Source organism: Thiosulfatimonas sediminis (assembly GCF_011398355.1).
Classification (GTDB): Bacteria; Pseudomonadota; Gammaproteobacteria; order Thiomicrospirales; family Thiomicrospiraceae; genus Thiomicrorhabdus; species Thiomicrorhabdus sediminis_A.
This window is the reverse complement of record NZ_AP021889.1, coordinates 2,415,285-2,441,750: the sequence shown is the minus strand read 5'-3', so window position 1 is coordinate 2,441,750 and position 26,466 is coordinate 2,415,285. Positions and strand designations below refer to the sequence as shown.

23 protein-coding genes and 4 tRNA genes are annotated in these 26,466 nt (G+C 46.2%); 18 read left to right on the top strand and 9 right to left on the bottom strand.

All coding sequences use genetic code 11. The features are described from left to right. Nucleotides 1-23: 23 nt before the first annotated feature. Nucleotides 24-875: a deoxyribonuclease IV gene (gene nfo, locus HRR27_RS11470; protein WP_173273947.1), complete on the bottom strand. Its 852-nt coding sequence runs from the start codon at nt 873-875 to the stop codon at nt 24-26. A gap of 125 nt (nt 876-1,000) precedes the next feature. Between nfo and HRR27_RS11465 the strand changes: the two genes are divergently transcribed. Next, entirely contained in the window at nt 1,001-1,510 is a 510-nt protein-coding gene (locus HRR27_RS11465; protein ID WP_173273945.1) for a hypothetical protein, read from the top strand. Nucleotides 1,511-1,528: 18 nt separating this feature from the next. Then, on the top strand, nt 1,529-2,599 hold the full coding sequence (locus HRR27_RS11460; protein ID WP_173273943.1) for a flavodoxin domain-containing protein: 1,071 nt from the start codon (nt 1,529-1,531) through the stop codon (nt 2,597-2,599). A gap of 109 nt (nt 2,600-2,708) precedes the next feature. On the opposite strand, the gene ppx is transcribed toward HRR27_RS11460, so the two are convergent. The 4 genes from ppx to HRR27_RS11440 all read right to left on the bottom strand — a co-directional run bounded on the left by ppx (nt 2,709) and on the right by HRR27_RS11440 (nt 9,907). Beyond that, entirely contained in the window at nt 2,709-4,286 is a 1,578-nt protein-coding gene (ppx, locus tag HRR27_RS11455) for an exopolyphosphatase (RefSeq protein ID WP_173273942.1), read from the bottom strand. Between the two features lie 227 nt (nt 4,287-4,513). Beyond that, nucleotides 4,514-6,643, bottom strand: a complete 2,130-nt coding sequence (gene ppk1, locus HRR27_RS11450; RefSeq protein ID WP_173273940.1) for a polyphosphate kinase 1 — start codon at nt 6,641-6,643, stop codon at nt 4,514-4,516. 144 nt (nt 6,644-6,787) lie between these two features. After that, nucleotides 6,788-7,111: a membrane protein insertion efficiency factor YidD gene (gene yidD / locus HRR27_RS11445; RefSeq protein WP_173273938.1), complete on the bottom strand. Its 324-nt coding sequence runs from the start codon at nt 7,109-7,111 to the stop codon at nt 6,788-6,790. 3 nt (nt 7,112-7,114) lie between these two features. Continuing rightward, nucleotides 7,115-9,907 carry a bifunctional diguanylate cyclase/phosphodiesterase gene (locus HRR27_RS11440; protein WP_173273936.1) on the bottom strand — a complete coding sequence of 931 codons (2,793 nt, stop codon included), beginning with the start codon at nt 9,905-9,907 and terminating at the stop codon, nt 7,115-7,117. 532 nt (nt 9,908-10,439) lie between these two features. Here HRR27_RS11440 and HRR27_RS11435 point away from each other — a divergent pair. From HRR27_RS11435 to HRR27_RS11425, 3 genes are all read left to right on the top strand, one after another. Further along, on the top strand, nt 10,440-11,780 hold the full coding sequence (locus HRR27_RS11435; RefSeq protein WP_173273934.1) for a dihydroorotase: 1,341 nt from the start codon (nt 10,440-10,442) through the stop codon (nt 11,778-11,780). Nucleotides 11,781-11,807: 27 nt separating this feature from the next. Beyond that, the gene (locus tag HRR27_RS11430) at nt 11,808-13,175 is read left to right on the top strand and encodes an NAD-dependent succinate-semialdehyde dehydrogenase (RefSeq protein ID WP_197905409.1); all 1,368 of its coding nucleotides are present in this window, start codon (nt 11,808-11,810) and stop codon (nt 13,173-13,175) included. A 98-nt stretch (nt 13,176-13,273) separates the two neighbouring features. Further along, entirely contained in the window at nt 13,274-14,035 is a 762-nt protein-coding gene (locus HRR27_RS11425; RefSeq protein ID WP_173273932.1) for an EI24 domain-containing protein, read from the top strand. Between the two features lie 56 nt (nt 14,036-14,091). Here the strand turns inward: HRR27_RS11425 and HRR27_RS11420 are convergent, their stop codons facing one another. Continuing rightward, nucleotides 14,092-15,186: a peptidase M42 gene (locus tag HRR27_RS11420; protein WP_173273930.1), complete on the bottom strand. Its 1,095-nt coding sequence runs from the start codon at nt 15,184-15,186 to the stop codon at nt 14,092-14,094. A 259-nt stretch (nt 15,187-15,445) separates the two neighbouring features. Then, nucleotides 15,446-16,608 (bottom strand): IS3 family transposase gene (locus HRR27_RS11415; protein ID WP_173269189.1). Its coding sequence is split into 2 segments (ribosomal slippage): nt 15,446-16,332 and nt 16,332-16,608, totalling 1,164 coding nucleotides; the frame shifts between segments, so codons are not numbered across the junction. A gap of 158 nt (nt 16,609-16,766) precedes the next feature. Here HRR27_RS11415 and HRR27_RS11410 point away from each other — a divergent pair. Beyond that, nucleotides 16,767-18,020, top strand: a complete 1,254-nt coding sequence (locus HRR27_RS11410) for a pentapeptide repeat-containing protein (protein ID WP_173273928.1) — start codon at nt 16,767-16,769, stop codon at nt 18,018-18,020. A gap of 345 nt (nt 18,021-18,365) precedes the next feature. On the opposite strand, the gene bioA is transcribed toward HRR27_RS11410, so the two are convergent. Together bioA and HRR27_RS11400 are read right to left on the bottom strand one after the other, a co-directional pair. Beyond that, on the bottom strand, nt 18,366-19,682 hold the full coding sequence (gene bioA, locus HRR27_RS11405) for an adenosylmethionine--8-amino-7-oxononanoate transaminase (protein WP_173273926.1): 1,317 nt from the start codon (nt 19,680-19,682) through the stop codon (nt 18,366-18,368). A gap of 6 nt (nt 19,683-19,688) precedes the next feature. After that, nucleotides 19,689-20,450 carry a pseudouridine synthase gene (locus HRR27_RS11400; protein ID WP_173273923.1) on the bottom strand — a complete coding sequence of 254 codons (762 nt, stop codon included), beginning with the start codon at nt 20,448-20,450 and terminating at the stop codon, nt 19,689-19,691. Between the two features lie 62 nt (nt 20,451-20,512). Between HRR27_RS11400 and HRR27_RS11395 the strand changes: the two genes are divergently transcribed. From HRR27_RS11395 to rplL, 12 genes are all read left to right on the top strand, one after another. Then, nucleotides 20,513-21,265, top strand: a complete 753-nt coding sequence (locus HRR27_RS11395; protein WP_173273921.1) for a TSUP family transporter — start codon at nt 20,513-20,515, stop codon at nt 21,263-21,265. Nucleotides 21,266-21,429: 164 nt separating this feature from the next. Beyond that, nucleotides 21,430-21,514: transfer RNA gene (locus tag HRR27_RS11390), tRNA-Tyr, on the top strand. A 1-nt stretch (nt 21,515) separates the two neighbouring features. Next, a tRNA-Gly gene (locus HRR27_RS11385) sits at nt 21,516-21,590 on the top strand. A 50-nt stretch (nt 21,591-21,640) separates the two neighbouring features. Next, nucleotides 21,641-21,716: transfer RNA gene (locus HRR27_RS11380), tRNA-Thr, on the top strand. A gap of 74 nt (nt 21,717-21,790) precedes the next feature. Next, entirely contained in the window at nt 21,791-22,975 is a 1,185-nt protein-coding gene (gene tuf / locus HRR27_RS11375; protein WP_173273900.1) for an elongation factor Tu, read from the top strand. Nucleotides 22,976-23,030: 55 nt separating this feature from the next. Further along, nucleotides 23,031-23,107: transfer RNA gene (locus HRR27_RS11370), tRNA-Trp, on the top strand. Between the two features lie 66 nt (nt 23,108-23,173). Then, nucleotides 23,174-23,557 (top strand): preprotein translocase subunit SecE, encoded by a 384-nt coding sequence (gene secE, locus HRR27_RS11365; protein WP_173273918.1) that lies wholly within the window; start codon nt 23,174-23,176, stop codon nt 23,555-23,557. Between the two features lies 1 nt (nt 23,558). After that, the gene (gene nusG / locus HRR27_RS11360; protein ID WP_173273916.1) at nt 23,559-24,092 is read left to right on the top strand and encodes a transcription termination/antitermination protein NusG; all 534 of its coding nucleotides are present in this window, start codon (nt 23,559-23,561) and stop codon (nt 24,090-24,092) included. A gap of 61 nt (nt 24,093-24,153) precedes the next feature. Then, complete coding sequence (gene rplK / locus HRR27_RS11355; RefSeq protein ID WP_173273914.1) at nt 24,154-24,582, top strand: 50S ribosomal protein L11; 429 nt, start codon at nt 24,154-24,156, stop codon at nt 24,580-24,582. A 4-nt stretch (nt 24,583-24,586) separates the two neighbouring features. Further along, the gene (gene rplA, locus HRR27_RS11350; RefSeq protein ID WP_173273912.1) at nt 24,587-25,276 is read left to right on the top strand and encodes a 50S ribosomal protein L1; all 690 of its coding nucleotides are present in this window, start codon (nt 24,587-24,589) and stop codon (nt 25,274-25,276) included. A 181-nt stretch (nt 25,277-25,457) separates the two neighbouring features. Then, on the top strand, nt 25,458-25,952 hold the full coding sequence (gene rplJ / locus HRR27_RS11345; RefSeq protein ID WP_173273911.1) for a 50S ribosomal protein L10: 495 nt from the start codon (nt 25,458-25,460) through the stop codon (nt 25,950-25,952). 54 nt (nt 25,953-26,006) lie between these two features. Continuing rightward, nucleotides 26,007-26,375, top strand: a complete 369-nt coding sequence (rplL, locus tag HRR27_RS11340; protein ID WP_173273910.1) for a 50S ribosomal protein L7/L12 — start codon at nt 26,007-26,009, stop codon at nt 26,373-26,375. The last annotated feature ends 91 nt before the right edge of the window (nt 26,376-26,466 follow it).

The window sequence follows — 26,466 nt, the reverse complement described above, 5'->3', positions numbered from 1 at the left end:
GAAATGCTTGGCTATTTCAGTGACTAAATTTCTACCGAATAGCCGGATAGGCGTTTTAGTTCGGCAATTTCTTGCGGCCAGATTTCTGGGTCAATGGTTTCAAGGGTCATAGGGATATTGTCGATACGGGTATCTTGCATTAATTGGGCAAAACACGACCAGCCAATTTCGCCCTGGCCTAACGAGTGGTGGCGGTCTAATCGCTGTCCTAATTTGGCTTTGGAATCGTTTAAATGCATTCCTTTAAGATATTCAAGGCCGACAACATCAATAAAATCTTGTATAAAACCGACATAGTCGTTTTTTAAATCGTAACCACCAGCATAGGCGTGGCAGGTATCCAAACAGACACCGATGCGGCTTTTGTCTTCAACCTTGTCGATAATATGCGCTAATTGTTCGTGTTGATAGCCTAGATTAGAGCCTTGTCCGGCGGTGTTTTCTAGGACGGCAATCACTCCTTCGGTCTGATCTAAAGCGAAGTTCAGTGACTCGGCAATTAAATCCAAGCACTGTTCTTCGGAAATCTGTCGCAAATGACTACCGGGATGAAAGTTTAAACGGTCGATTCCCAATTGCGCGCAACGCTGCAACTCGTCGATAAAAGCGTCTAAGGATTTTTGGCGTTGGTCAATGTCCGGATGGCCAAGATTGATTAGATAGCTGTCGTGCGGGAGAATTTGCCCTGCACCGTAGCCATATTCCTCACAGCGCGCTTTAAACAATTCAATGCTTTGTGGGGTGAGCGGTTTTGCTGCCCATTGGCGTTGATTTTTGGTGAATAGTGCAAAGGCTGTGGCGCCGATTTGATGTGCGCGCAAGGGCGCGTTTTCCACGCCACCGGCGGCAGAGACATGGGCTCCGATATACTTCATAAGGCAGTTCCTGTGTTTTGGCACGATTTATGTTTTAATCGTGCCTATAAATAGACGGCTGTCATAATTTTGGCAAACAGTATAACAGGCGTCGCGAATTGGATTAATCGGTAGGAGAAGTCATCATGGCAATCGATTTACGTCAAGTTGAACCACTGGGTTCAAAAAGCGTTTTAATGGAACAGGCAATGCGCCGTCAGCGTGACCAGAAAAAAATGGGCCCGACAGTGAATTACTTTTCCGATATGCATGATGACATGATTGAACCAGATTTCGCTTGGTTAAAAGACGATCAATCCGCGATTAAAAACTTGGTATCGCAGATGGATTCGTCGGTTGGTCAGTTGGCACAACAGCTCAATGAGGCCCAAGGAAAAACAGAGCGTTCACGTCAATACATTGAAAAAGAACAACAGTTGCTCTTTAAGCAAATTCATACACTGAATGGTTTGTTAAAAAAGCAGGTTGACGTCTTTGCGGTCATGGAGCGTCAAATTTCCAACATTCATTTACAACAAAACCGTGCGTGGATGCACGTGGGTATTGGTGTGGTCGCGGGATTGGTCTCCGCCATTACCATCCTGGCTGCTTCACCCTTTGCGCTTATGCTATTCCAAAAAATCAGTGCGGTTTAATCTCTTTTAGGGTTCTCCATGCAATTACAACTGATTCATTCTGAGCTGCTGACGGCAAATTCCGCGTATAAAAAAGTCTATTTACAGACCTATCAAGCGGCGGATTGTGGCGATTTGCCCTATCAAACCGGTGACTGGTTGGCGGTGCAAGCCAGTAATCCTGCTTCTTTGGTGGCGGACATATTGCAGCAATTGGGTTTGCAAGGCGGGGAAGTGATAGAACTGCGCAAGGTTGGCGAGGTAAGTGTTCGACAGGCTCTTTTGCATCATCTGGAAATCACGCAACTCAACCCGGCAATTTTGAATAAAATGCAGCGTCAGTTACAGTTGGGAAACTGGGATGGGCGTCAAGCGATGATCGAGTATGCCTACGGCCGAGACATTTTGGATTTATTAACCGCCTTTGCGCCGATGGCTCAGCTGGGTGCGGATTTTCTCAGTTGGCTCTCTCCTTTGGCGCCGCGGTATTATTCGATAGCCTCTGCGGATACGCAGCAGGTCAAAATTTTGTTTAAAGCGCTGCAATATCATTATGCTGGGCGTGCCAAGGCTGGGGTGGCGTCAAATTACTTGGCGGATTTATCCGTTGGTGAATGGATTGATGTCGAATTTAAAGCCAATCCATTGTTTAAGTTACCGCCTGAACCGCAGACACCGATTATTATGGTCGCCGCGGGCACCGGTTTAGCGCCGTTTTTAGGTTTTATTGAGCAGCGGAATCGTCAAAATGCGGAGGATAATTTACTTTTTTTTGGTGAGACGCAACGCGCTCATGCGTGTTTGTGTTGCGCGCAATTAGAAGCCGCTCAAGCCGCCGGTCATTTACGTCTGTTTATGACCTTTTCTCGTGACCAAGCGCAGAAGCGTTATGTGCAAGATGCCTTGCGCGAACAGCGTGGCTTGCTGTGGCAAAAGTGGCAAGCAGGGGCGATTTTGTATGTTTGCGGCAGTCAGCAAAACTTGGTTCCGGCACTTGAGCAGCTTTGGCAACAATGGTTTATGGACGAATTAGGTTTAAGCGTCGAACAAGCAGCCGAACACTGGCAAGCCCAGCGTAAGGCACGGCGCATCCAGATGGATGTGTATTAGTCAGTCGCAGAACAGACTTTAGCCTCGGACTGCACACCTAGCCGTTATAAGCGCTTTGAAGAGCTAAATTGTGCTGTGTTCGGAAATTTTTGGCCGGATACCAGAAGCGTTATTTAAAGCTGAGGTTAAAGCCGATGGCTGCCAAGCGTTTTGCTTCAGACTCCAAATCCAATTGACTCAATGGGTGTTCTTCTAGCCATTTATCGGCAAATATCAGCGTTAAATCGGTGCCATCGTCATGGGTGGTGATTTGTAATTCAGGTTCGATTTTTTCGAGATCGCGTCCACGGTGGACTCGTACCGCTAAGCGCAGTAAGACGCTTAAATACAAGATTTGTTGGCCTATGTCTTTATCGATGTTTTCCAGTGCTTTGCTGGAAAATTTGCCACGGTGATTGAGAAGCATGGCGCTAAGAATCTGTTTTTCTTGCTGATCAAAACCGGCCATATCGGATTGCTCGACTAGATACGCGCTGTGATTACGATAGCGTTTATAGCTGATGGCAATGCCGCATTCGTGCAGTTGCGATGCCCAACGCAATAAACTTTGGTAATCAATGCTTTCGGAATGCAAGCCCCAGACGTTATGAGCTTGTTTAAACAAATGCAGTGCAGTGGTAAAGACGGCATCCGCTTGTTTCTCGTCTACTTTCATCCATTTTTGCATCGCTTGCACACTGACATTACGGACATCATCCGCGTGTAAGCGGCCAAGGGTATCGAAAATCAGCCCTTCGCGTAGGGCATTGATGGAAACTTGCATTGTTGTAATATTTAACTCAATAAAAGTGGCAATCAGAATGGCCAGACCACCGCAAATCACGGGGCGGCGTTCATCTTTTAAGCCGTTAATTTTAGCGTGTTCGCTGTTGCCTGCGTCAATTAAGGCCTGTTTGAAAGTCTGCATACCCGCCAAGGTAATACCACCTTCTGACCATTGATTTTGTTCTAGAATCTGCCCGATCGATTTAATCGTGCCGGAGGCGCCAATCGCGCTATCCCAAGAGTAGCTAATCAATTGTTGACGGTGCGGGCGTAAAATATTACGGCTGGCATCGATTGCGGCACGAAAATTATCGGCATTAATTTGTTCATTGGCGAAAAACTTTTCGGTGATACTGACGCAACCCATTTCGGTACTGGTTAAGTGATGATGTTGGTTGCGTTTTCCGATTATGTATTCGGTGCTGCCGCCGCCGATGTCCATTACTAAGCGCTGTTCATCGCTTTTTGGCATCCCTAGTGTGACCCCCAGATAAATCAGGCGGGCTTCTTCTTGACCAGAGATGATTTGAATATTGGTGCCTAAGGCTTGGCGCGCTTGCAACAGAAATTCACGGCTGTTTTTGGCGTTGCGTAAGGTGTTGGTGCCGACGGCGCGGATGTTTTGCAGCTTAATCCCTTTAATGCGTTGTCCAAAACGCTCCAGACAAGCGATGCCGCTGCTAAAAGCCTCTTCGTTTAAGTACCCTTTTTTGTCTAAGCCAGAACGTAAACGTACCATTTCTTTGTGCTTATCGACCACCTGCATTTGGCCGTGTGCTTGGCGCGCAATAATCATGTGAAAGCTGTTGGACCCCAAGTCAATCGCGGCGTACATTTCTTCTTCATCCAGTTCTGGAATGCCCAACTGCTGGCGATTGATGACGTTTAATTGCGTGGCAAGATTGAGGTTTTCAAAACTCATTGACGATTCTCTCTGCTCTTTTATAGGGTCTTTAGTCGATGCTTGAGGGGGAGTGACTGACAGACGCTTTTGGTCTGAAAGTTGCAAGCAACGCTTTACTTTTTAATAGACCGTAACACTCAGCGCTCGGCTGCAAAGGCGATAGTTTACCCCCTCAATGCGCTGAGGGGTAGTAAACTTGGCCGATTAAGTCGTTATCGATAATGCCTGAGCGACCTTTAAATTCCTTATTGACGGTATTTTTCAACTAAGTAGTCTTGTGCGCTATAGGCAGGGCGGCCGACTGGTGTCGCCAGTTGGTAGCTGCCGTCATTTTGCAGTTTCCAAGCACCGACATTGTCTTGCAGATAAATCGCCAAGCCCTCGGTATAAACTTGCTGAAAGACATTTGGGTCTAAAATTGGGAAGCATGTTTCGACGCGCGACTGCAAGTTACGGCGCATCCAGTCGGCACTGGAACAGAATAATTCGGGCTTGCCGCTGCTATTTTCAAAGTAGTAGATGCGGTGATGCTCTAAAAAACGTCCGATAATCGAGGTAACAGTAATGTTTTCTGAGAGTCCCGGTACGCCTGGACGTAAACTGCAAATGCCGCGCACAATTAAGTCGATTCGCACGCCCGCTTGAGAGGCCTCATAGAGTGCGTCAATAATCTGCTGTTCTTCTAAGCCATTCATTTTGGCAATGATGCGCGCCGGTTTACCCTGGCGGGCGTTGTCGGCTTCACGTGCAATGCGTTCTAGCATGCCGGACATTAATGTAAACGGGGACTGTAATAACACTTCCAAATCTTTGGTTTCCCCCAAGCTGGTTAGCTGTTGGAATACCTTGGCAGCATCGCGACCAATCGCTTGGCTGGCTGTTAAGAGACCAAAATCGGAATAAAAACGGGTGGTAATATGGTGATAATTACCGGTTCCCATATGGGTGTAATATTTTATGCGGTCATTTTCACGTCGCACCACCAAAATCATTTTTGCATGAGTTTTGTAGCCCACTACGCCATAGACTACGTGTACGCCGGCATCTTGCAGACGGGTCGCTTGAATGATGTTGTTGTCTTCATCAAAACGGGCGCGTAGCTCGACAACGGCGGTGACTTCCTTGCCGTTTTGCGCGGCCTTCATCAAGGCTTTGATGATTTCTGAGTCTTCACCGGTGCGATATAAGGTCATGCGGATTGCCAAAACATTGGCATCGCTGGCGGCTTCGCGGAGAAATTCAATGACCGGTGAAAACGCTTCGTAAGGGTGATGCAGCAGCACATCTTGCGTGGCAATGCGCGCAAACAGCGAGTCGTTTTTCTTTTGGCGAGTAAACAGTTTGAAGGATTTTTTCACCGGTTTTTTGCTTAAGAGTTTTGGCGAGAATGGCTCAAATTGCAAATCAGGGCGCTTAGCCATATCGGGTACGGCGCTTAAGCGATGAAGATTCACTGGGCCATGTACTTGGTACAGTGCGCTTTCGCTGAGATTGAAGCGATCAAGCAGATAATCGACCATGTGCGGTGGACAGTTATCCGCGACTTCTAAGCGGATGGCACCGCCGTAACCACGACTTGAGAGTTCGCCGCGTAAGGCGCTCATAATGTCATCGACTTCTTCTTCATCGATAAATAAGTTGGTGTTACGGGTTACCCGGAATTGGTAGCAGCCTGTGACGGTCATGCCTGGAAACATCAACGAAACATGTGAGTGCAAAATCGATGAAAGAAAAACAAAATCGTTATCGCCTTCGGTCGCTTCTGGCGGCAATTTAATAATTCGCGGTAACGAACGCGGCACAGGCACGATCGCCAAACCATTTGAGCGGCCAAACGCATCTTCACCTTCGAGCGAGACAATAAAGTTTAAGCTTTTGTTGAGTACGCGCGGGAAAGGATGCGATGGATCTAAGCCGACCGCGCTGAGCACCGGATGAAGCGATTCGATAAAATAATTTTTAATCCACGCGCGTTGGGTGTCGTTCCAGTGAGTGCGGCGTAAAAAACGGATGCCCTGTTTTTGCAGTTCAGGAATCAAAATATGATTAAGAGTGTTGTATTGCATCTGCACGATTTCATGGGCGGTTTTTGAGAGCATCTCAATCGCATCTTGCGGGGCCATGTCATCTGGGCGTGTGCGTGCGCCGGGTTGATTGATAATTTCCAATAGACTGGCGAGACGAACTTCAAAAAACTCATCCATATTACTGCTTGAAATACACAGATATTTGACGCGTTCTAACAGCGGAATATCAGAGTTTTTCGCTTGGGCTAAAACCCGGCGGTTAAACTCTAATAAACTTTGCTCGCGATTAATGTAGCGCGGGTATTCGCTACAGGTAGAATCGTTCTGGCTGACGTCGATTGTACTCATTCCACTGTTCCTATGTATTCGCCGTTTGAATCGTTATGGTTTGTTTGATGCGCAAACAGGCACTATTATCCGCAGTTTACGAGGATAAAAGATGAAATATTTATTATCTGTGCAAACACCTGTTAGTAGATTATGCATGTCGGCTTAATCGGGCGTTTGCGGCGTTTTATTTACCGACGCGCTGGGTGTTTTTTCAGGCACTTTATCCGCCGTTGTTTCTTTGTTGTTTTGGCAGTCGCAAGGCGGTACAAAATCAATCCCACCGGGATTACCTGGGTGGCAGCGGCTGATTCGTTTCAGCGCGAGCCAACTTCCTTTTAAAACACCGTGTGTTTGCAGAGCTTCTATTGTGTAGTGCGAACAGCTTGGATAAAAACGGCAGCGTGGTCCAAGCAGCGGGCTGATAAACAGTTGATAAAAGCGAATGATCAAATAAAACAGCCAATATAGTGGGTTCCAGCGTTGCATCGATTACTCTTCTTTGTTGTTGAGACCATTTAAATAGGTGTCGCTTTGGTAAAAGTTATTGCCGTGGGTCTCCAACCAAGGGTGTAGATTGTTAATTTCCAGTGGACGGCTAATAAAATAGCCTTGACCATATTCACATTTTTGCTGTTGTAAAAATTCCAATTGCTGGATGGTCTCAATGCCTTCGGCAACCACTTTAATTTCCAAACTGTGCGCCAGTTGAATAATCGCTTGGCTGATGGAAATATCTTCGTCATCTTTGGGGAGTCCATCGACAAAGCTTTTATCAATTTTAAGAATTGTTAACGGGAAGCGTTTGAGATAACTAAGAGAGGAATAGCCCGTCCCAAAATCATCAACGGCTAAATCAAAGCCTTTATGGCGTAGTAACTGTAAGCGTTTAATGTTTTCGTCGGCATTGGTCATGACGGTGCTTTCGGTCAGTTCAATTTCCAGCAAGCGGCGTGGTAGCCCCGCAACGTCAAGTTTTTGCGCTAAATCATTAATAAAGTTCTCATGGCTAAACTGATTGGAACTGATGTTGACCGCGATCGACAGGTGACTGTATTCGGTTTTTTGCCAAGCTTGTAATTGCAAAATGGTCTGCTGAATCACCCATTCGCTGATTGGGATAATCATCCGACTGTCTTCGGCAATTTTAATGAACACATTGGGTGGCACGAGACCCAGTTTTGGATTGCGCCAGCGTAATAAGGCTTCGACCCCAACGACTTTACCATTCCCCAAATCGATTTTGGGTTGATACATTAAGTACAGCTCGTTCTGTTGGATGGCGTTGCGCAGATGTTTTTCCATTTGGATTCGCGCGGAAAGATGGCGTCCCATCTCTTCTTGATAGACTGAATAAGTATTTTTGCCGGTAGCTTTCGCTTCATACATCGCCGTGTCTGCCAAGCGCAACAGTGTATCTACCGTGGTGCCGTCTTGTGGATAAAAAGCGATGCCGATACTGGCGGAGATTTTTAATTCATGGTTGTTAATATTGATAATGCGTTCGATATTGTCAAGAATGCGCAATGCGACCTTGCCGATGTTTTCTTCTGAGGTGTTGCGTAACATTAAGACAAATTCATCGCCGCCAAAGCGCGCAATATGCGACTGTATCCCAACCCCGCGGATATTGTGATTAAGGCGTTTGGCGACGACCTTTAAAAGCTCGTCCCCAATATCGTGTCCAAGCGAGTCGTTGACGTGTTTAAAACCGTCCAAATCCATAAACATGATGGCGAACTCTTGCTGTGGATAGGCTTCGATTTGCTGTTGCACTTGGCTTTTAAAAAACACACGGTTTTCAAGCTGAGTGAGCGCATCGTAATACGCAAATTGGCGAATCTCACGTTCGTTTTCACGCTGGCTGGTGATGTCTTTAATAAATAAGCTGATTTCTGGTTCATGGTTAACAATCAGCACGGAGTATGAGATTTCCGCCAGAATGTCGCGTTTGTCTTTGGTTTTAAGCGGCATTTCCATCGTGGATGCTTTGGGGGTGACAAAATGTTTTTCCTGTGAAACCACAAATAGATCAAGCAAACTTCCGGACATTCCAAAGAGGGTGTCGAGGCTTTGGTGGTCAAAAATCAATTGCACCAGAGATTGATTAAACACTTCGGAAAATTTATAGCCAAACAGGGCTTCTGCCGCTGGATTCCATACCTGAATATTGCCATTTTTGTCGGTAATAATCACCGCCTCTTGGGAGGAGGTTAAAATTTCCTGCAATCGGTTGTGCATTTCAGTCAAAGTTTGAGTTTTGCTCAGAATATTCAGAATAATCAGCGTCAGCAGTAAAAAAATCAGTAGGCCGAGTAAGCCGAACAACAACGCATTTTGCCAGTGGATTTGTTGCCAAGTTAAATACTGGCTAATTTTGATGGTGCAGGCTTTGCAGTATTGCGAGGGCGTAATGGTTTGCCCAAACGACTGCCAATAATGCCAGCTGTCTTTATCAAAGTTTAGATTTTGCCAGAACCATTGTGTCTCGCTTTTGGCTTTGCGCACTTTAAAATTAAGGGTGACTTGGTTGTCGGAAAACAGCGTCATAATCGGTTCCGCCATGGCCGCCTGTGCGTCAATGATAAAAAACATTACTCCGCTAATCATCTGCTGTTTTTCTGCCAAGCTTAATTTGCTTGGTTCTTTGGCATAGACCGGATTGAGCAAAATGGCGTAAGGAGCTTGCCGAGAGGCGTCTTCTGCCCAATAAATAAACGGTTGGTTATTGCCAATATTGCGCTGCAGAATGGATTGCATCTCCGGCAGTGCAAATAAATCTTGTGCCAATAAACGTTTATTAAAAGGCGTTGCGGGTTCGATTTGGGTCACTGCCAGATGATGCAAAGGATTGCTAGGAGCAACTTCATCCTTAAAAAAGGCTTTGTTGCCGATCACAAATTCGTCATAACCAAGAGCTTGGCGCTGCGCTTCAAAGCTTGCTTTGTCCTGTTGTTCGATGAGGGTTGCTAACCCGATGGTCTGCACATAATTTTGGTTATGTTGTATGCCCTGGGCAAAAATTTGCATATCCGCATCGGTTTTTAATAAATGGCCAGAATATTGTTGGCTAAGCGACTGCAAAATGGAAAGTAACTTTTGTTCTTCAAGTTGTAAGTTGTGTTGCAGTTGTTGGGCTTTTTGGTTGAATTCGCGTTGAAAATCAACCGACTGTAAATGAATGTGAAAAAACACAAACGCTAAACTCCAGAACAGCGCTAATAGCCACGTCCATTTTTTGACGGTGTTATCCCAAATCGAGGGCTGTTTATGTGGTTGGATCATCGCATTAGGCTTTTTTTGAGAATCAGTAGGGGAATGCTATTTTCAAATACAGTGTAATGAAAAAATCGCTCGCCAAGTCAGTTATTTTGATGAGCTTATCGGATTGTACAAAAAAGCGTGTTAGTCGGTTTGATTGACAGCGATACAGTTGAAGTATGTCAATTTCAAGCGAGAGGGCGTCTTCGATTAAACCCCTATTGAACAAGCACCTGAGGCGAGGCTTTCAAGGGTCGCTTCGTTGTTGGGTTTCTCATCCATAGCGAAGGCTATACATTTCCAGGTAAGCCTAGAAATTACCCTTTGCAATCCCGCGCTTAAGTCAATGGGGGCTTGATCTGTGTCTTCTTAGTGATGGCATGGGTTAAATCAAAAAATAGGGTGAATTGAAGACAATTTTTTAGCTGCGCTGGATGAATCGTTTAAACTGTTGGCAGTTTGATTTTATTTACACGGCGCGCACGGGCGATGGCTGAATTTGTCTGCTACAAGCGCCCTGAGACCGTAAACATCACTGATTAGAAAGAGGATGCCTATGTCAGCGAAACGCTATTTCATTTCACAAGCCACCATGGTCAATGAAGGCAAACAGTGCCTGACCAACGTTTTAGTCGAAAACGGGCGCATTGCCAAAATTGATGCTGCCATGGCTCCCCCGCAAGGCGTGGAGGTGATTGATGCACAAGGTTTGCATTTGTTGCCGGGTTTCATTGACGACCAGGTGCATTTTCGCGAGCCGGGGCTGACCGCCAAAGCCGATATCGGCACCGAATCGAAAGCGGCGGTGGCTGGTGGCACGACCTCGTTTATGGAAATGCCGAACGTCAAGCCGCCGACGGTGACGATTGATTTGCTGGAAGAGAAGTATGCCATTGGCGCGCAAAAGTCTTGGGCGAACTACTCTTTTTATTTTGGCGGCACCAATGACAATGTCGAAGAGATTAAAAAAGTGAACCCGAAAACCGTGTGCGGCGTGAAAGTCTTTATGGGCTCGTCAACGGGGAATATGTTGGTTGACCAAGAAGATGCCCTGCGCGGTATTTTTACCCACAGCCCAACGCTTATCGCCACCCATTGTGAAGATACGCCGATGATTAAAGAGCGCGAAGCCCAGTGGTTGGAAAAATTCGGCGAAGACATTCCGGCAGAAGAGCATCCTAAAATCCGTTTTCACGAAGCCTGTTATAAGTCTTCATCCATGGCGGTGAAACTGGCAAAAGAGACCGGCGCACGTCTGCATATTTTGCATATCACCACCGCAGATGAGTTGGAACTGTTTGAGCCCGGGCCGGTCAAAGGTAAGCAAATTACCGCAGAGGCCTGTACCCATCATTTGTGGTTCTCGGATAAAGATTATGCCGAGAAAGGCCACTTTATTAAGTGTAATCCGGCGATTAAAACGCAAGCCGACCGCGATGCCGTGCGCCAAGCGTTGATTGACGGGCGCATTGATGTGGTCGCCACCGACCATGCGCCGCATCTGGAAGAAGAAAAACACAACCCTTATTTCTCTGCACCGGCCGGTCTACCGCAGGTACAGAAATCGTTGAATGTGCTGTTGGATTTAGTGGCGCAAGGGGTCTTCACCCTTGAACAGGTGGTCGAGAAGATGGCGCACAATGTGGCCGATTTGTTTGAAATTGATGGTCGCGGTTATATTCGCGAAGGTTACTGGGCAGACTTGGTTTTGGTTGACTTGCACAAGCCGCACGTCGATAAAAAAGAAGAGGTGCTTTATAAATGCGGTTGGTCACCGTGGGAAGGGCACGAGTTCAGCAATACGGTTGTGGGTACTTTTGTCTCCGGCGAACTGAAATACTATCAAGGTGAGTTTGCTGAATTTAGCCCGGGACAACGTCTACTGTTTGACCGTTAAGGCACGCGCCAAAGGAGAACACCAAAAATGATGCAATCAATTAATCCGGCCAACGGCGAACTGCTGTTCGAAATCGAAACTTGGGATGACGAAACCCTCGATTATGTGGTGACCCAAGCCGGTTATATGTTCGGTGATTGGGGTAAGCTGACGCCGATTGAAGACCGTTGTACTTTGATGCGCCGTGTGGCGGATGTGTTGCGCGACGATGTCGATTTACTGGCGGAACTGATCACTCTGGAAATGGGCAAGACTTATGCGGAAGCGAAAGCCGAAGTGGAAAAATCCGCATGGGTCTGCGAGTTTTATGCCGAGCATGGGCCGGCATACTTGGCGGATGAGCCGGTGCAAACCGATGCGTCCAAAAGCTACGTGGCGTATCTGCCTCTGGGTGTGGTGTTTGCGGTAATGCCGTGGAATTTCCCGTTTTGGCAGGTATTTCGTTTTGCCGCACCGGCGTTGATTGCCGGCAATACGGGGCTGCTCAAACACGCATCGAATGTACCGCAGTGCGCTTTGGCGATTGAAGAAGTGTTTCGCAAAGCCGGCTTCCCGGATTTTGTGTTTTCTACTTTAATGATCGGTTCTGACAAGGTTGAACAGGTGATTCGTCATCCGATGGTTAAGGCGGTTACCCTGACAGGGTCGGAAAACGCTGGACGGCAGGTGGCGGCGATTGCCGGTTCTGAACTGAAAAAGACGGTGTTGGAACTAGGTGGGTCGGATGCGTTTATCGTCTTGGACGATGCCAGTATGCAGGTGGCGGTAGAGAATGCGGTTAAAGGGCGTTTTTTGAATATGGGGCAGAGTTGTATCGCCTCGAAACGCTTTATCGTTGACCAGATGCAAGCGGATAAATTCATTGCCATGTTTAAAGAGGCGGTCGAAGGACATTTTGTCGCCGGCGACCCGATGGATCCGGAAACGACTTTAGCGCCGATGGCGCGACAAGATTTGCTGGACGAACTGCACGAGCAAGTGATGCATTCGGTTGAAATGGGGGCGACCTTGGTATGCGGTGGTTATCAGTTGGATCGCGAGGGTTGTTACTATGCGCCGACCATTCTGACAGATGTGAACAGCAGTATGCCAGCGTGGTATGAGGAGTTTTTCGGGCCCGTGGCAATTGTGATTAAATCAACGGAACCAGCGCACGCTTTAGGCATTGCCAACTCGGTGGATTTCGGACTCGGTGGTTCGATTTGGACATCGGACATGGCCACAGCGGAGACAATGGCGCGAGGCATGGAGTCGGGAGCGACTTTTGTGAATAGCATCACCTTCTCCGATCCGCGTATGCCGTTCGGCGGGGTGAAAAATTCTGGTTACGGACGAGAGCTTTCGGTGCAAGGGATTCGCGAATTCACCAATGTGAAGTCGATTTGGATTAAATAATTACCCGCAAGGTGTTTTTAATTTAATGGGACTTGTTTCTGTGTCTCACTAAGCAGCCAAGCGCGAGTTTGGCTGCTTTTTTGATTAAGAGTTAGACTATGTTTGATTTATGGCTTAAAACGCTGGGCGATTTACGTTCGCCGAAAATTCTGTTGTTAATGGCGATTCCGTTTGTGGCGGCGATTATTATGGTGTCGTTGCTGGGTTATGGCATTTTCGGTTTCTTTATTTTCAGCGATTTTATTACCCAAAATCCGATGGTGTTGGAAATGCAGCAGTCGATGGACAGCGCGGAAGAGACGATTGGTTCGATTCCGCTCATCGGCGGGATTTTGCTGTGGGTGACCGGTTTTGTGGTGACGCTGGTGGCCGGTATTTTGGGCTTCTTACTCGGCAGTTATCTGATTCTGATTTTCGCAATGATTATCACCGGCTTTATGACCGATGCCTTGGTTAAAGCGGTGCGTGATTTGAATTACCCGGGATTGGAATATCAAGGGCATGGCTCTATGGCGACCATGCTGTGGAAAATATTTAAATACGCCTTGGGTATGTTATTGCTGTTCTTGGTGACGATTCCGATGTTGTTTATTCCGGTAATCAACATTGTTTGGTTCTGGCTGCTTGGGTTTATGTTCTTCCGCTACTCGGTGGTGTTAGATGTCGGCATGGTGATTCTGCCGCAAGCGGTTTACGAGCAGCATAGCTCATCGACGAATTGGACGCCGACCGGCGCGCAAGCCGGGATTTTTTCGCTTAGCTTACTGCCGATTATGGGACTGATCGTGCCGGTGCTGGCAGTGATTGCCCAGTCGCATTACTTCTTTGACAAGCTCTCTGAGAGTCAGTCAAACAAGTAAGTTTTGCGGTTGCTATGGGTTTGAGGGTTGGTTTGAAGGTGTGTTCGGGCACCCAGCTACTGCGATAACAGCGCGAGTTTCATCAACACGCGAATAAACGCTTTGGTGCTCTCGATGGACGCTGTTTCGTTCATGGTGTGGTAGCCGGTAGTCGGGATTTGCAAGGTTGTACCGTGGACCAAACCGTTGGATTTATCGGTGATGCGTCCAAGCTCGGTGCGCCCGAGGCTCATCGGCGCTTTCTCGGTGCCTTGGTTATCACGATTAATCTGCTCGATATAGTGATCTTTAAAACCGTAGCTGATCCCAAGGTCTTCGCAGACTTGTGCAAGGTTTTGCGTGGTTTGGATGTTAAATTCGGCAAATTCGTCACGGTTACGCAGTACCACTTGTTGTTTGTCGGCTTCGTCGCGGTTTTTGTACGGGCTGGTATCGACCACATACAGTTCGTTGGTCGAGCCGCCGAAACGGCGGAACCATTCCAGAAGATAGCGCCAACTGCCGCCGGATTCCTCTTCGGCGGTAAAAAATGCCGTGCCTTGATAGCCTAAGCTGAACAGATGTACTAAAGCGGCTGCGGTCAAAACATTGTCTAACTGGCCGGAAAGCAGGCCGTTGTCGATTTTCAATTTGTCTAAAAATCCCACCGGCGTGCCGGCTACCACATGCTCCAAGCGCGCGACTTCAAAAATCAAGTTATTGCGGTATTCGCAAATGTAAGCGTTGTTGATAATACCGCGGCCGCGATAAGCGCCCGACCAAGGTTCATAAGCGATCACTGGCGTGTTATCGAAGCGATTCATCAAGGTTTGCATCAACTCCTCGCTGACCGATTTCCCGAGCAAATCCGTCATTTGGCCGGCGACAAACGCGGCAAACTGAAACTCGTTCGGGCCGGTGCAAATCAATCCGTGGCGGTCGATGTGACTGGAGAACATAGAGCTATGCGGATGGCGGCCTTGCGCGACCAGCAAACCTTCATACCACGTCACCTTCGCACCGCGCTCTTCCAGCTCGCGCTGTAATACCCGAAAAAACGAATGCTCGGCACCGACCACGGACGGTTCGCGAATTAAGGATTTAAGCAGGTCGATAAACTCGGCAAAACGTAAAGGATCGTCAGGACTATTGGCAGCGGCGGTTTGTGTCACGGGTATGTCTCAAGAAGGGCCCAGAAAGGCGAGGCTAAAAATTTGAATTTTATCGGGAAATCAGATTTTCGCTACAAAAATAAACCCCTCGGCGGATTTATTTTCCGCTTTTCACTCCCGACGAAAAATTACAGCGGATTGTCGCTTAAAAACGCCTAGAATAAAGTGCGTTATTTTAAAGGTGGTTTATGGAAGTTTTCAGAAACAGTTATCTTGATGTATTAACTTTGGTGTTTATCTCATTTGCGCTTTGTTCTGGTCAAGCTTTTTTGGACACTTGGTTTTTACAATTTTCATACTCAATCGGCGTCAAATCACCGTTCGCAGTATGAAGCCTTTTTAAGTTGTAGTAACGCATGTAATCTGCTACGTCTTTTTTCATGCTCTCGCGTGTTGGATGATAGGCTTTAAACAGCCAGTCATGTTTTAAGCTGCCAAAAAATCGTTCAACAACGGCATTATCCCAACAGGCTCCGACATCGCCCATAGAGGCTGTCATATTTTGCTTAGCCAGTAGTGTGGCAAACCGTTTGCTCGTGTACTGAGAACCACGATCACTGTGAAAAATCACGCCTTTGGGATGCCCTCGTAGCCAATACGCTTGCTGTAAGGATTGCATGACGAGTTCGACCGTCATTCGTTCACTCACGGCCCAACCGATAATGCGGCGAGAATACAGGTCCATTACGACACTCAAATACAGCCAACCTTCAGGTGTTTTCAAGTAGGTAATATCGCCTGCCCAAACTTGATTCATCGCGCTTGGATTGAACTTCATCTTAACCAAGTTATCCGCCACTCGATGTGTCAGGTTACGCTTAGTCGTTATTTTATAAGCTCGACGCTGTTTGACGACTAATCCCAGTGTTTTCATGAGCCGACGTGCTTTCTCTCGGCTGACGAGAAACCCAGCCTTACGAAGGGCTTTGGCGAGTTCACGAGAGCCCAAACTGTCACGGCTCTCTTTGAAGAGCTGTTTGGCTGTACGATAGAGTTCAAGTTGTTCTGTCTTGATTGCCTTTTTAGGTCGTTTTTTCCATGCGTAATAGCCTGAACGACTGAGTTTCAACACTTGGCTCACAGGCTTAACTGGCAAGCCCTCCTGAATCAATTCATCCATGAATGAAAACGTTATCGGATGTCTTGCGCCAGAAGGGCTGAAGCTTTTTTTAAGATCTCTTTTTCGAGTTTTAAGCGCTTGTTTTCAGCGCGCAACTGTTTCAACTCAGCGCGTTCATCCTGACTCAGTGCTGACCCATTGGCTTGGGCTTCAAACTTCTCTTTCCACTTGTAAATCAAATTCGTTCTGACACCTAAGGATTCAGCCGCCTCTGCCACACTGTAACCTTGATCCGTTACCAACGCGACGGCTTCTTTTTTAAACTCATCGGTGTAAGTTTTATAAGTTCTCTTTTGACTCATGATCACTCCTAGTTCGACAACATCTATTGTCTCTTATAAAAGTGTCCACTGCTATTAGACCAGTTCAAACGGTTGTGTTTTTGATATGGAGAATGTTCATTGGTGGGAGAAGTATTTTTTCAGCTATTTATAGAAAATGTAAGAGGCTGAATGTCTTTGTGAGTAACTGGCATTTGTATATTGGAGAGCCTTATTTGAGGGTTGAAGACGAAAAAAGTGGCGAGTTTGCAGCACTAAGTCATGAACAAAAAATTAAGTTTTTGAAAAGTAAGTATGCGGTAAAGCACATAAGGTTTAATTCTCAATATAGATTTGCATTGATGACCATTGTCGGGTTTTTCTCACTGCTGATTGCAGTGGTTATTTATTGGCAATTTAAGGATGAGAAAAATGTTACAGCTTCTCTTGCTACTTTGTCGGTAACTGCTTTGGTTGCACTTTTTATTTGGTATTTTCGCGATCAGAACAATGTCTATCAGCTTGAGCGTCAAAATCATGACGTGACTCTAAAAGAATTCCAAAAGCTGCAGGAATGGGCAACAGGCAATATTGCAGATGGCTATCTTTTAGAAGAATCTACAGAAGAGCTTGAGTTTAGCTATTCAGGGATCAGACAGAAAAAAGAAAAGAAAATAAAGAAGAGTCAAAAATTAACTCAGACTAAACAAGCTGAAACCCTTCAAATAATGGCTCTACATTCTTTACGTCCATATCTGAAGGGAGAGTTTGGCGAAATCTTTAAACGTGGTGCTTTTGAAATTTATACCAGTGTTCTTAAAACAGAGCACCAAAAAATATTGCGGTTGTTTGAAGAGAAAAATGAGCCCTTAACTTACGGTGAGATTCAAAAAGCCATTAAAGGTTTCCCTTTAGCTAAACAGATAAATCTAATCGCGTCCGAAGAGTGGTTCTGTCTTTTAGTGAATCATGATTTTCCAACAGCTGGAATAAGTTTGCTAGGTGTGAATCTACAGCACTGCTATCTAAGGCATAAGAAAGAGGAAAGAGGATTAGATTTTTCAAACAGCTGTTTGATTGGTGTTAGTTTTTTGAGTTCTAACTTATATAGGGCAAATTTTCGAGATGCTCAATTACAAAGTGCGCGCATGGTGTCGGTACGTGCGGTTCAAGCACAATTTAGCAATGCATCACTTCATGGGGCAGATTTAAATTTTGCAAAGCTTCAGAGAGCAATATTTAAAAGTGCGAAACTTCAAGCGGTAAGTCTAAAAGGCTCTAATTTGATAAATGCAAATCTTCATCATGCTGATTTCACTGGTGCAAATTTAGACTCGACTAATTTACAGGCCTGTTTCCTTAAAGGAGTAGTATTTAATGCCACGATTATGGAAGACTCTGATTTGCGAGGTGCTTATACATATTGCATAAGTGAGAATTGTCTGCAAAGCTAGGTTGGAAAAGTTGCTGATATTAAGACTTTAGTTGATAGCCATAAGTTTAAATTACCAAAAGAATTGATTCTTGCTAATGTACAAATAAATTTGGAGCCTTATTTACAAGTCGGTGAGATAAATGGCATTAAAAAGCGCATTGACAGGGAGTATAGCGTTGTTGCCAATTGTTGTGATTTTGGCACTCATTTATGGGGTGCTTATGGCGAATCTGAGGTCGAAATTTGGGAGAAGGAGCTTAGTCGTCTTTTACTACGGTAATGAACCAAGCCTTTAAACCCTTGGGTCTAAAGCTTGGTTTGGTTCCGCGCTTTGATAGTCATTGGCAGAGGTTGCTTAAGGAGCCTACTGTTTAGCGAGTGTGTGCTTAACCGCTTGGTTGATCGCATCGGTTAGCGTTTGCAGTTGCCGTTGCGGAATATTAAAGGCCGGCATGGTGTAGATTAGTTTTCCAAACGGGCGAATCCATGCGCCGTTTTCTAGGCAGGCGGCTTGGATTTGTGAGCCTAAATCATTTCTTTCCAGTTCGACCACGCCAATCGCGCCCATAACACGCACGTCTTTTACGCCATCAAGTTCTGCGAGTGGTGAGAGTTCGGTTTTTAGGTGTTGTTCTATTGTGGCGATATTTTCCTGCCAAGGGATTTCTAGCAGTAAATCAATCGAAGCGATGGCGGTGGCGCAAGCTAATGGATTGGCCATAAAAGTCGGGCCGTGCATTAAAACGCCCGGTTCGCCTTGGCAGATGGTATCGCTGACTTTATCGGTGCAGAGCATCGCCGCCATGGTCAAATTGCCACCTGTCAGCGCTTTGCCGACGGTCATAATATCCGGGGTAATGCCTGCCCATTCACAGGCAAACAGCTTGCCAGTGCGTCCAAAGCCGGTGGCGATTTCATCGGCAATCAATAGCACATCATATTGTTCACACAGCGCCTTGGCTTGTTGCAGATAAGCAGGGCGGTAAAAACGCATGCCGCCAGCGCCTTGCACAATTGGCTCCAGAGTGAGGGCGGCGATTTCCTGATGATGCTGTTGTAGAATTTTTTGCAGTTCGCGAATATCTGAGAAGTCGTCTTGATTGTCGGATTGAATATCGAAGCCCATTTGCGGCGCAGGTGCGAAAAGGTTTTTTCGTAGCACATCATTAAACAGATGGTGCATGCCATTGACGGGATCGCAAACGGCCATGGTGGCAAAGGTGTCGCCGTGATAGCCGTTACGAATCGACAGCATTCGGTTTTTTTGTGATTTGCCTTGGCTGATCCAGTATTGCAAAGCGATCTTGATCGCCACTTCCATCGACACCGAACCAGAGTCGGCAAAAAACACCTTGTTTAAGCCCTCTGGCGTAAGCTTAACCAAACGTTTGGCCAGTTCCACTGCCGGTTCGTGGGTCAGGCCGCCAAACATAATGTGCGGCATGGTGTCGATCTGCGCTTTCATCGCCGCATTGATTTTTGGATGGTTATAGCCGTGTATCGCCGCCCACCAAGAACTCATGCCATCCACCACTTGGCGATCATCGGCTAGCGTAATCAGCGAGCCTTGCGTGGATTTAACGCCAATCGGCGGCACCGGATTGGGTGAAGGCGCATAAGGATGCCAAATGTGCTGTTGATCAAAGTCGATGAGGGATTGCCAGTGGTCGGAATATTGCATGGTGGTTTAGTCGTGAATTTGGTTAAGAGCGCAGTTTAGATTTAGCGCCAGTAATGTTTGCACAAAGTCATTTTGCAGTGGCGCTTGAATGGTCATGCTCTGTTCTGTGTGTGGATGACTAAAGGTTAGAGAGGTCGCCGCAAGATACAGTCGGTGATAGCCGCGCCAATCATTAAAAAGGTGATTGTGATTTCGGTCGCCATAGCTGACGTCACCGATAATCGGGTGGCTAATGCCGTTTAAATGGCGGCGAATCTGATGTTTACGTCCAGTTTTGGGTTTGAGTTCTAAAAAAGAGTAGCGTTGCTGTTCAAATTTACCGAGGGGTTTATCGAGTGTCGTTTGCCCTAAAGTGCGGTAAGCGGTAAAGGCCTCTTGCGCTTCGCTCGGTTCTTGTTTGTCGCGGTCGCCATATTTGTCTTTTTTATACAGCAACGGCTTGTCGATTTCGCCGCTATCATTTGTCCAGCCGCGTACCAACGCATGATAGGTTTTTTGAATGGTATGGGTTTGGAATTGCTCGCCAAGGTGGCGTGCGGCGTCCTTATTGAGTGCAAATAACAGAAGTCCAGAGGTTGCTTTGTCTAAACGATGCACAGGAAAAACCTCTTGGTTGATTAAATCGCGAGTCATTTGAACGGCGAATTGCGTTTCGTGCTTGTCGATTGGCGAGCGATGCACCAGTAGAGCGGCAGGCTTGTGGATAGCGACTAAATCTTCGTCTTGATAAATAACTTGCAGGCTGTCGATTTGGCATTGTGTTTGCATTTGATTTTCTCGAGCGTAAACTTTGCCGACTATTGTAACGCCCATAATGAATCTGAAAAGGAATGGCTGTGGAATTTAGCACGTTAGAGTGGTTTTTAATTGCGCTGATTTTTGTGTGGACGGGGTTTGTGCGCACCGGATTAGGCTTTGGCGGGGCGGCTTTAGGGCTGCCGTTTATGTTGATGATTGAAGATAACCTGTTGTATTGGTTGCCGATAATCGGCATTCATCTGTTATTTTTTTCCAGCCTAACCTTAAGCAAGGCGTTGAAAAAAGTGGATTGGGATTATCTAAAGCGCAGTTTAGGTTGGATTTTGCCACCGACATTACTCGGGGTGCTTGGTTTGGTGAGTTTGCCGACCAGTTGGTTAGTGGTGTTTGTGTACAGCATTACCATTTTCTACGCGATGATGTGGATGTTGGATAAAGCCATTCATTCAGAAAATTCATGGGTTGATCGGACTTTATTGGTGTTTGGGGGCTATGTCGCCGGTACGTCTTTGACCGGCGCACCATTAATGGTAGCGGTGTTTGCCCGGCATGTGGACAAGCATTTACTGCGTAACACGCTGTTTGTGCTGTGGTTTATTTTGGTGTCGATCAAAATGAGTACCTTTGTCATGCTTGATGTTACTATTCACTGGCAAACGGCATTGATGTTGATTCCGGTCGCCGCGATTGGTCATGTGGCCGGTTTAAAAGCGCACGAATTTATCTTGCATAACAGTCGGTTATTCAAGCGTGTGATGGGGGCAATGCTGTTAGTGGTCAGTTCGATTGGCTTGGCAGTCAGTGTGCTCAATGGTAATTTTTAGTTTTTTGTGAAAAAAAGCTTGCGCTTTTGAGTTTAGTCTGTAGAATCCGCACCCACAAACTTCACGCCTAAGTGAAGTTTAGCGATTTTAAAGCGAGTTTAAAAATAAATTAAATTTTATCTTGACTCTGAAATAAAAAGCTTTAAAATACGCATCCACAATTTGGAGGGTTTCCCGAGCGGCCAAAGGGGGCGGACTGTAAATCCGCTGGCTCAGCCTTCGGTGGTTCGAATCCACCACCCTCCACCATGCGGGTATCGTATAATGGCTATTACCTCGGCCTTCCAAGCCGAAGATGGGGGTTCGATTCCGCCTACCCGCTCCAGTTTTTTTGAAAGGTTCTCTTGAAGTAAAGAGAGCCTTTTTTACTATCTTGCTTCCATAGCTCAGTAGGTAGAGCGCATCCATGGTAAGGATGAGGTCACCAGTTCGATTCTGGTTGGAAGCTCCATTTTATGTTTTGTTTAGAGATAAGCCGACGATTCCACTGAAAGGTAGGGTCGCAGCTAATATGGAGTTTGCATCATGGCAAAAGCAAAGTTTGAACGTTCGAAACCGCACGTAAACGTAGGTACTATCGGTCACGTTGACCATGGTAAGACAACTCTTACTGCGGCACTAACAATCGTACAAGGTGCGAAATTCGGTGGCGACGTTAAAGATTACGGTTCAATCGACAACGCTCCAGAAGAGCGTGAGCGTGGTATCACGATTTCAACTGCCCACGTAGAATACGAGTCAGCGGCTCGTCACTACGCGCACGTTGACTGCCCAGGACACGCGGATTATGTTAAAAACATGATCACGGGTGCGGCACAGATGGACGGTGCAATCCTAGTATGTTCAGCAGCAGATGGCCCGATGCCACAAACGCGTGAGCACATCCTGCTATCACGTCAGGTTGGTGTACCATACATCGTTGTATTCCTAAACAAAGCAGACATGGTTGATGACGAAGAGCTACTAGAGCTAGTCGAGATGGAAATCCGTGAGCTTCTTGACGAATACGACTTCCCTGGTGACGACACGCCAGTCATTATCGGTTCTGCTCTAAAAGCAATCGAAGGTGACGAAGCTTACGTTGCTAAGATTGGTGAATTGGTTGACGCACTAGACAGCTACATCCCAGAGCCGACTCGTGAAACAGACAAGCCATTCCTAATGCCAGTAGAAGACATCTTCTCTATCCAAGGTCGTGGAACGGTAGCAACAGGACGTATCGAGACAGGTATCATCAAAGTTGGTGAGACAGTTGAAATCGTTGGTATCCGTGATACTCAAGAGACGACAGTAACCGGTGTTGAAATGTTCCGTAAACTGCTTGACCAAGGTGAAGCAGGGGATAACGTAGGTATTCTACTACGTGGTACAAAGCGTGAAGACATCGAGCGTGGTCAAGTTCTAGCTCACAAAGGTTCGGTTAAGCCGCACACTAAATTTGAGTCAGAAATCTACGTACTATCAAAAGATGAAGGTGGTCGTCATACGCCATTCTTCAACGGTTACCGCCCACAGTTTTACTTCCGTACAACGGACGTAACAGGTGCATGTCAATTGCCAGAAGGTATTGAGATGGTTATGCCTGGTGATAACGTACAGATGACAATTGAATTGATCAACCCAATCGCAATGTCAGAAGGTCTACGTTTCGCAATCCGTGAAGGTGGTCGTACTGTTGGTGCAGGTGTTGTAGCAAAAATTCTTGCTTAAGACTTGCTCCGGTGGAAGAGTGGCTGTATAATGCCGCTTTTCTGCGAAAGCCTACAGGGGTATAGCTCCAATTGGTAGAGCACCGGATTCCAAATCCGGGTGTTGGGGGTTCGAATCCCTCTACCCCTGCCATATTCAATAACGACCTGCATTTTTTGCGAAATGCGGGTCGTTTTTTTACCTGAACTGATAGATTTTATGAGTAAAGAACAAGAAACAAAAAGCGCGAATTCATCTTTAGATACGATGAAATTGGTCGCGTCATTGGCAGTCTTGGTTGCAACCTTGATTGGTTACTACACCTTTGATCAAGCACATGCAGTGGTACGTGTTTTAGGTATGGTTGCCGGTGCTGCAGTCGCAATATTTATTTTTTACCAGACAACTATCGGTAAAAACTGGTTTCAATACATTTCGCATGCGAAACGTGAAGTGCGCCAAGTTGTGTGGCCGACTCGTCCAGAAACCGTACAAATGACCTTGATTGTGTTTGTCGTGGTGATTTTGATGGGTATCTTCTTATGGTTGGTTGATATGTTCTTTTTATGGGCAGTCAAGCTATTAACAGGACAGGGTGGTTAAGATGGCTCAACGTTGGTATGTAGTTCACGCTTATTCGGGCTATGAGAAAAAAGTTCAAAAAGCGCTTGCTGAATATATTCAGCGCGCCGATCTTGGCTTGATGTTTGGCGATATTTTGGTCCCTTCTGAGGAAGTGGTTGAAATTCGTGATGGTAAGAAGCGTACTTCTGAGCGTAAGTTTTTTCCTGGTTATGTCTTGGTGCAGATGGAAATGAACGAAGAGACTTGGCATTTGGTTAAGAGTGTTCCAAATGTGATGGGTTTTATCGGTGGTACGTCAGATCGTCCAGCGCCGATTACGCAGCGTGAAGTGGATCGTATTCTTGAGCGCGTGAGCACCAATACGGATAAGCCGCGCCCGAAAGTGATTTATGAAGCCGGTGAAATGGTACGTGTTGTTGATGGGCCTTTCAAAGACTTTGAAGCGGTTGTTGAAGGCGTCGATTACGACAAGAACAAGTTACAAGTATCGGTGCTTATTTTTGGTCGTTCTACACCGGTTGAACTTGAGTTTACCCAAGTAGAAAAGATTTAAATAAGTTTCGGTAAATTGAAACGGGGAGCCGTAAGGCGTTTGACCCATTTAGGAGAGAATCATGGCTAAGAAGGTCACAGGTTATATCAAGTTGCAGGTTGCTGCAGGTAGTGCAAACCCAAGTCCACCAGTTGGTCCTGCGTTAGGTCAAAAAGGTGTGAACATCATGGAGTTCTGTAAGTCGTTTAACGCGCAGACTCAAACAATGGAAAAAGGCTTGCCGATTCCAGTTGTTATTACTGTTTACGCAGACAAGTCGTTTACCTTCATCATGAAGACGCCTCCCGCGTCTATCCTGCTGAAAAAAGCGGCTGGTATCAAGTCAGGTTCTCCGGTGCCTAACTTGAACAAGGTTGGTACTGTTACTCGTGCACAACTAGAAGAGATCGCTAACACTAAGATGGCTGATCTAAACGCGAACGATTTGGAGTCAGCGGTAAAAATTATCGCCGGTTCAGCTCGTTCAATGGGTCTAGTGGTTGAGGATTGATACGATGGCAAAACTGACTAAAAAACAAAAGCTATTTGCTGAAAAAGTAAACCGTAATGCATCTTACGATATTATCGACGGTTTGAATCTAGTTAAAGAACTAGCAACGTCTAAGTTCGTAGAATCAGTTGATGTTTCAATTCGTCTAGGGATTGACCCACGTAAATCTGATCAGGTTGTTCGTGGCGCAACGGTTATGCCAAACGGTACAGGTAAAGATGTACGTGTTGCGGTATTTACCGGTGAAGCGAATGCGGCAGCTGCGAAAGAAGCGGGTGCGGATTTCGTTGGTATGGAAGATCTGGCTGCTGAAATCAAAGGCGGCATGATGAACTTTGACGTGGTTATCGCTTCTCCAGACGCGATGCGTGTTGTTGGTATGCTTGGTCAGGTTTTAGGTCCTCGTGGTCTAATGCCAAATCCGAAAACGGGTACGGTAACACCTGATGTTGTTGGCGCAATCAAAAACGCGAAAGCCGGTCAAGTACGTTTCCGTGCTGATAAGGCAGGTATCATCCACGCTGCAATCGGTACTGTTGCGTTTGATGCTGACAAGCTTAAAGAAAACTTAAATGCCTTAATGGAAGACTTAGTCAGAGCGAAACCTGCTTCTGCTAAAGGAACTTACGTTAAGAAAGTGACTATTTCTACAACAATGGGTCCAGGCCTGGTTGTTGATCAGTCATCTCTATAATGATGGTTGCGCCAATTAACTTTGGTGCAGGCATTATTTGCGAATTGGGTCTCCAATCAAATCTGATTTGTGAGTGCCCATCGCAGACCGTAGGCGAGTGCAAGGCGCACTCTTAATAGTTAATAAGCCTACGCAGATGGACTGGTTTGATAGGCCACTATCAAACTGTTTTGGAGGTTATATGGCACTCAATATTCAAGGTAAAAAGCAAGTCATTGAAGAAGTTGCTGCAATTGCTGCAGGCGCTGGTTCAATGGTTGCCGCTGAATATCGTGGTTTGACTGTAGAGCAACTAACTAAACTTCGTATCGAAGCACGCAAATCAAACGTACAAATCCGTGTTGTTAAAAACACGCTTGCACGTCTTGCGGTTAAAGGTACTAAGTTCGAAGATATGGCGGATACCTTTACAGGTCCACTAGTTTACGCTTTCTCTGGTGAAGAGCTTGGTAACGCAGCACGCGTTTTACAAGGTTTCGCTAAGACAAACGACAAACTGGTTGTGCGTTCATTGTCTATCGGTGAAGGTTGTATGGATGCGAGCTACACAGCTCAAATCGCAGCTCTACCTACTTACGACGAAGCGGTAGCAAAACTTCTATTTGTTATGAAAGAGCCTGTTGCAAAACTTGCTCGCGCTCTTGCAGCGGTCAAAGAACAAAAAGAAGAAGCGTAAGCCCCGTTTTTTTATTATTTTTGAATTTATTACGATTTATTTTTGGAGATTACGATGTCTGTATCAAGAGACGATATTTTAGAAGCAGTTGCTAACATGTCTATCATGGAAGTTGTTGAGCTAGTTTCAGCAATGGAAGAAAAATTTGGTGTTTCTGCAGCAGCAATGGTTTCTGCTGGTCCAGCAGCAGCGGCTGAAGCAGTTGAAGAGAAAACTGAATTTGACGTAGTTCTAGTTTCTGCAGGCGACAACAAAGTTGCAGCGATCAAAGCAGTTCGTGGTGCAACTGGTCTAGGTCTTAAAGAAGCGAAAGAAGCCGTTGAAGGTGCTCCTTTCACGCTTAAAGAAGGTATTTCTAAGGCAGAAGCTGAAGCAATGGCTAAAGACCTTAAAGATGCTGGTATCAACGTCGAAGTTAAATAATTTTGACGCGAAGCTGATTCTCAGCTGCAAAATGGCTGGTGTTTTTAACGCCGGCCTTTTGTTGTTTTAACAGTGTGTAAAAGTGTGTTAG

What these genes read in the sequence shown, in the direction of transcription:
- nfo (WP_173273947.1), bottom strand. Translation starts at nt 875, where the DNA reads ATGAAGTATATCGGAGCCCATGTCTCTGCCGCCGGTGGCGTGGAAAAC.
- HRR27_RS11465 (WP_173273945.1), top strand. Translation starts at nt 1,001, where the DNA reads ATGGCAATCGATTTACGTCAAGTTGAACCACTGGGTTCAAAAAGCGTT.
- HRR27_RS11460 (WP_173273943.1), top strand. Translation starts at nt 1,529, where the DNA reads ATGCAATTACAACTGATTCATTCTGAGCTGCTGACGGCAAATTCCGCG.
- ppx (WP_173273942.1), bottom strand. Translation starts at nt 4,286, where the DNA reads ATGAGTTTTGAAAACCTCAATCTTGCCACGCAATTAAACGTCATCAAT.
- ppk1 (WP_173273940.1), bottom strand. Translation starts at nt 6,643, where the DNA reads ATGAGTACAATCGACGTCAGCCAGAACGATTCTACCTGTAGCGAATAC.
- yidD (WP_173273938.1), bottom strand. Translation starts at nt 7,111, where the DNA reads ATGCAACGCTGGAACCCACTATATTGGCTGTTTTATTTGATCATTCGC.
- HRR27_RS11440 (WP_173273936.1), bottom strand. Translation starts at nt 9,907, where the DNA reads ATGATCCAACCACATAAACAGCCCTCGATTTGGGATAACACCGTCAAA.
- HRR27_RS11435 (WP_173273934.1), top strand. Translation starts at nt 10,440, where the DNA reads ATGTCAGCGAAACGCTATTTCATTTCACAAGCCACCATGGTCAATGAA.
- HRR27_RS11430 (WP_197905409.1), top strand. Translation starts at nt 11,808, where the DNA reads ATGATGCAATCAATTAATCCGGCCAACGGCGAACTGCTGTTCGAAATC.
- HRR27_RS11425 (WP_173273932.1), top strand. Translation starts at nt 13,274, where the DNA reads ATGTTTGATTTATGGCTTAAAACGCTGGGCGATTTACGTTCGCCGAAA.
- bioA (WP_173273926.1), bottom strand. Translation starts at nt 19,682, where the DNA reads ATGCAATATTCCGACCACTGGCAATCCCTCATCGACTTTGATCAACAG.
- HRR27_RS11400 (WP_173273923.1), bottom strand. Translation starts at nt 20,450, where the DNA reads ATGCAAACACAATGCCAAATCGACAGCCTGCAAGTTATTTATCAAGAC.
- HRR27_RS11395 (WP_173273921.1), top strand. Translation starts at nt 20,513, where the DNA reads ATGGCTGTGGAATTTAGCACGTTAGAGTGGTTTTTAATTGCGCTGATT.
- tuf (WP_173273900.1), top strand. Translation starts at nt 21,791, where the DNA reads ATGGCAAAAGCAAAGTTTGAACGTTCGAAACCGCACGTAAACGTAGGT.
- secE (WP_173273918.1), top strand. Translation starts at nt 23,174, where the DNA reads ATGAGTAAAGAACAAGAAACAAAAAGCGCGAATTCATCTTTAGATACG.
- nusG (WP_173273916.1), top strand. Translation starts at nt 23,559, where the DNA reads ATGGCTCAACGTTGGTATGTAGTTCACGCTTATTCGGGCTATGAGAAA.
- rplK (WP_173273914.1), top strand. Translation starts at nt 24,154, where the DNA reads ATGGCTAAGAAGGTCACAGGTTATATCAAGTTGCAGGTTGCTGCAGGT.
- rplA (WP_173273912.1), top strand. Translation starts at nt 24,587, where the DNA reads ATGGCAAAACTGACTAAAAAACAAAAGCTATTTGCTGAAAAAGTAAAC.
- rplJ (WP_173273911.1), top strand. Translation starts at nt 25,458, where the DNA reads ATGGCACTCAATATTCAAGGTAAAAAGCAAGTCATTGAAGAAGTTGCT.
- rplL (WP_173273910.1), top strand. Translation starts at nt 26,007, where the DNA reads ATGTCTGTATCAAGAGACGATATTTTAGAAGCAGTTGCTAACATGTCT.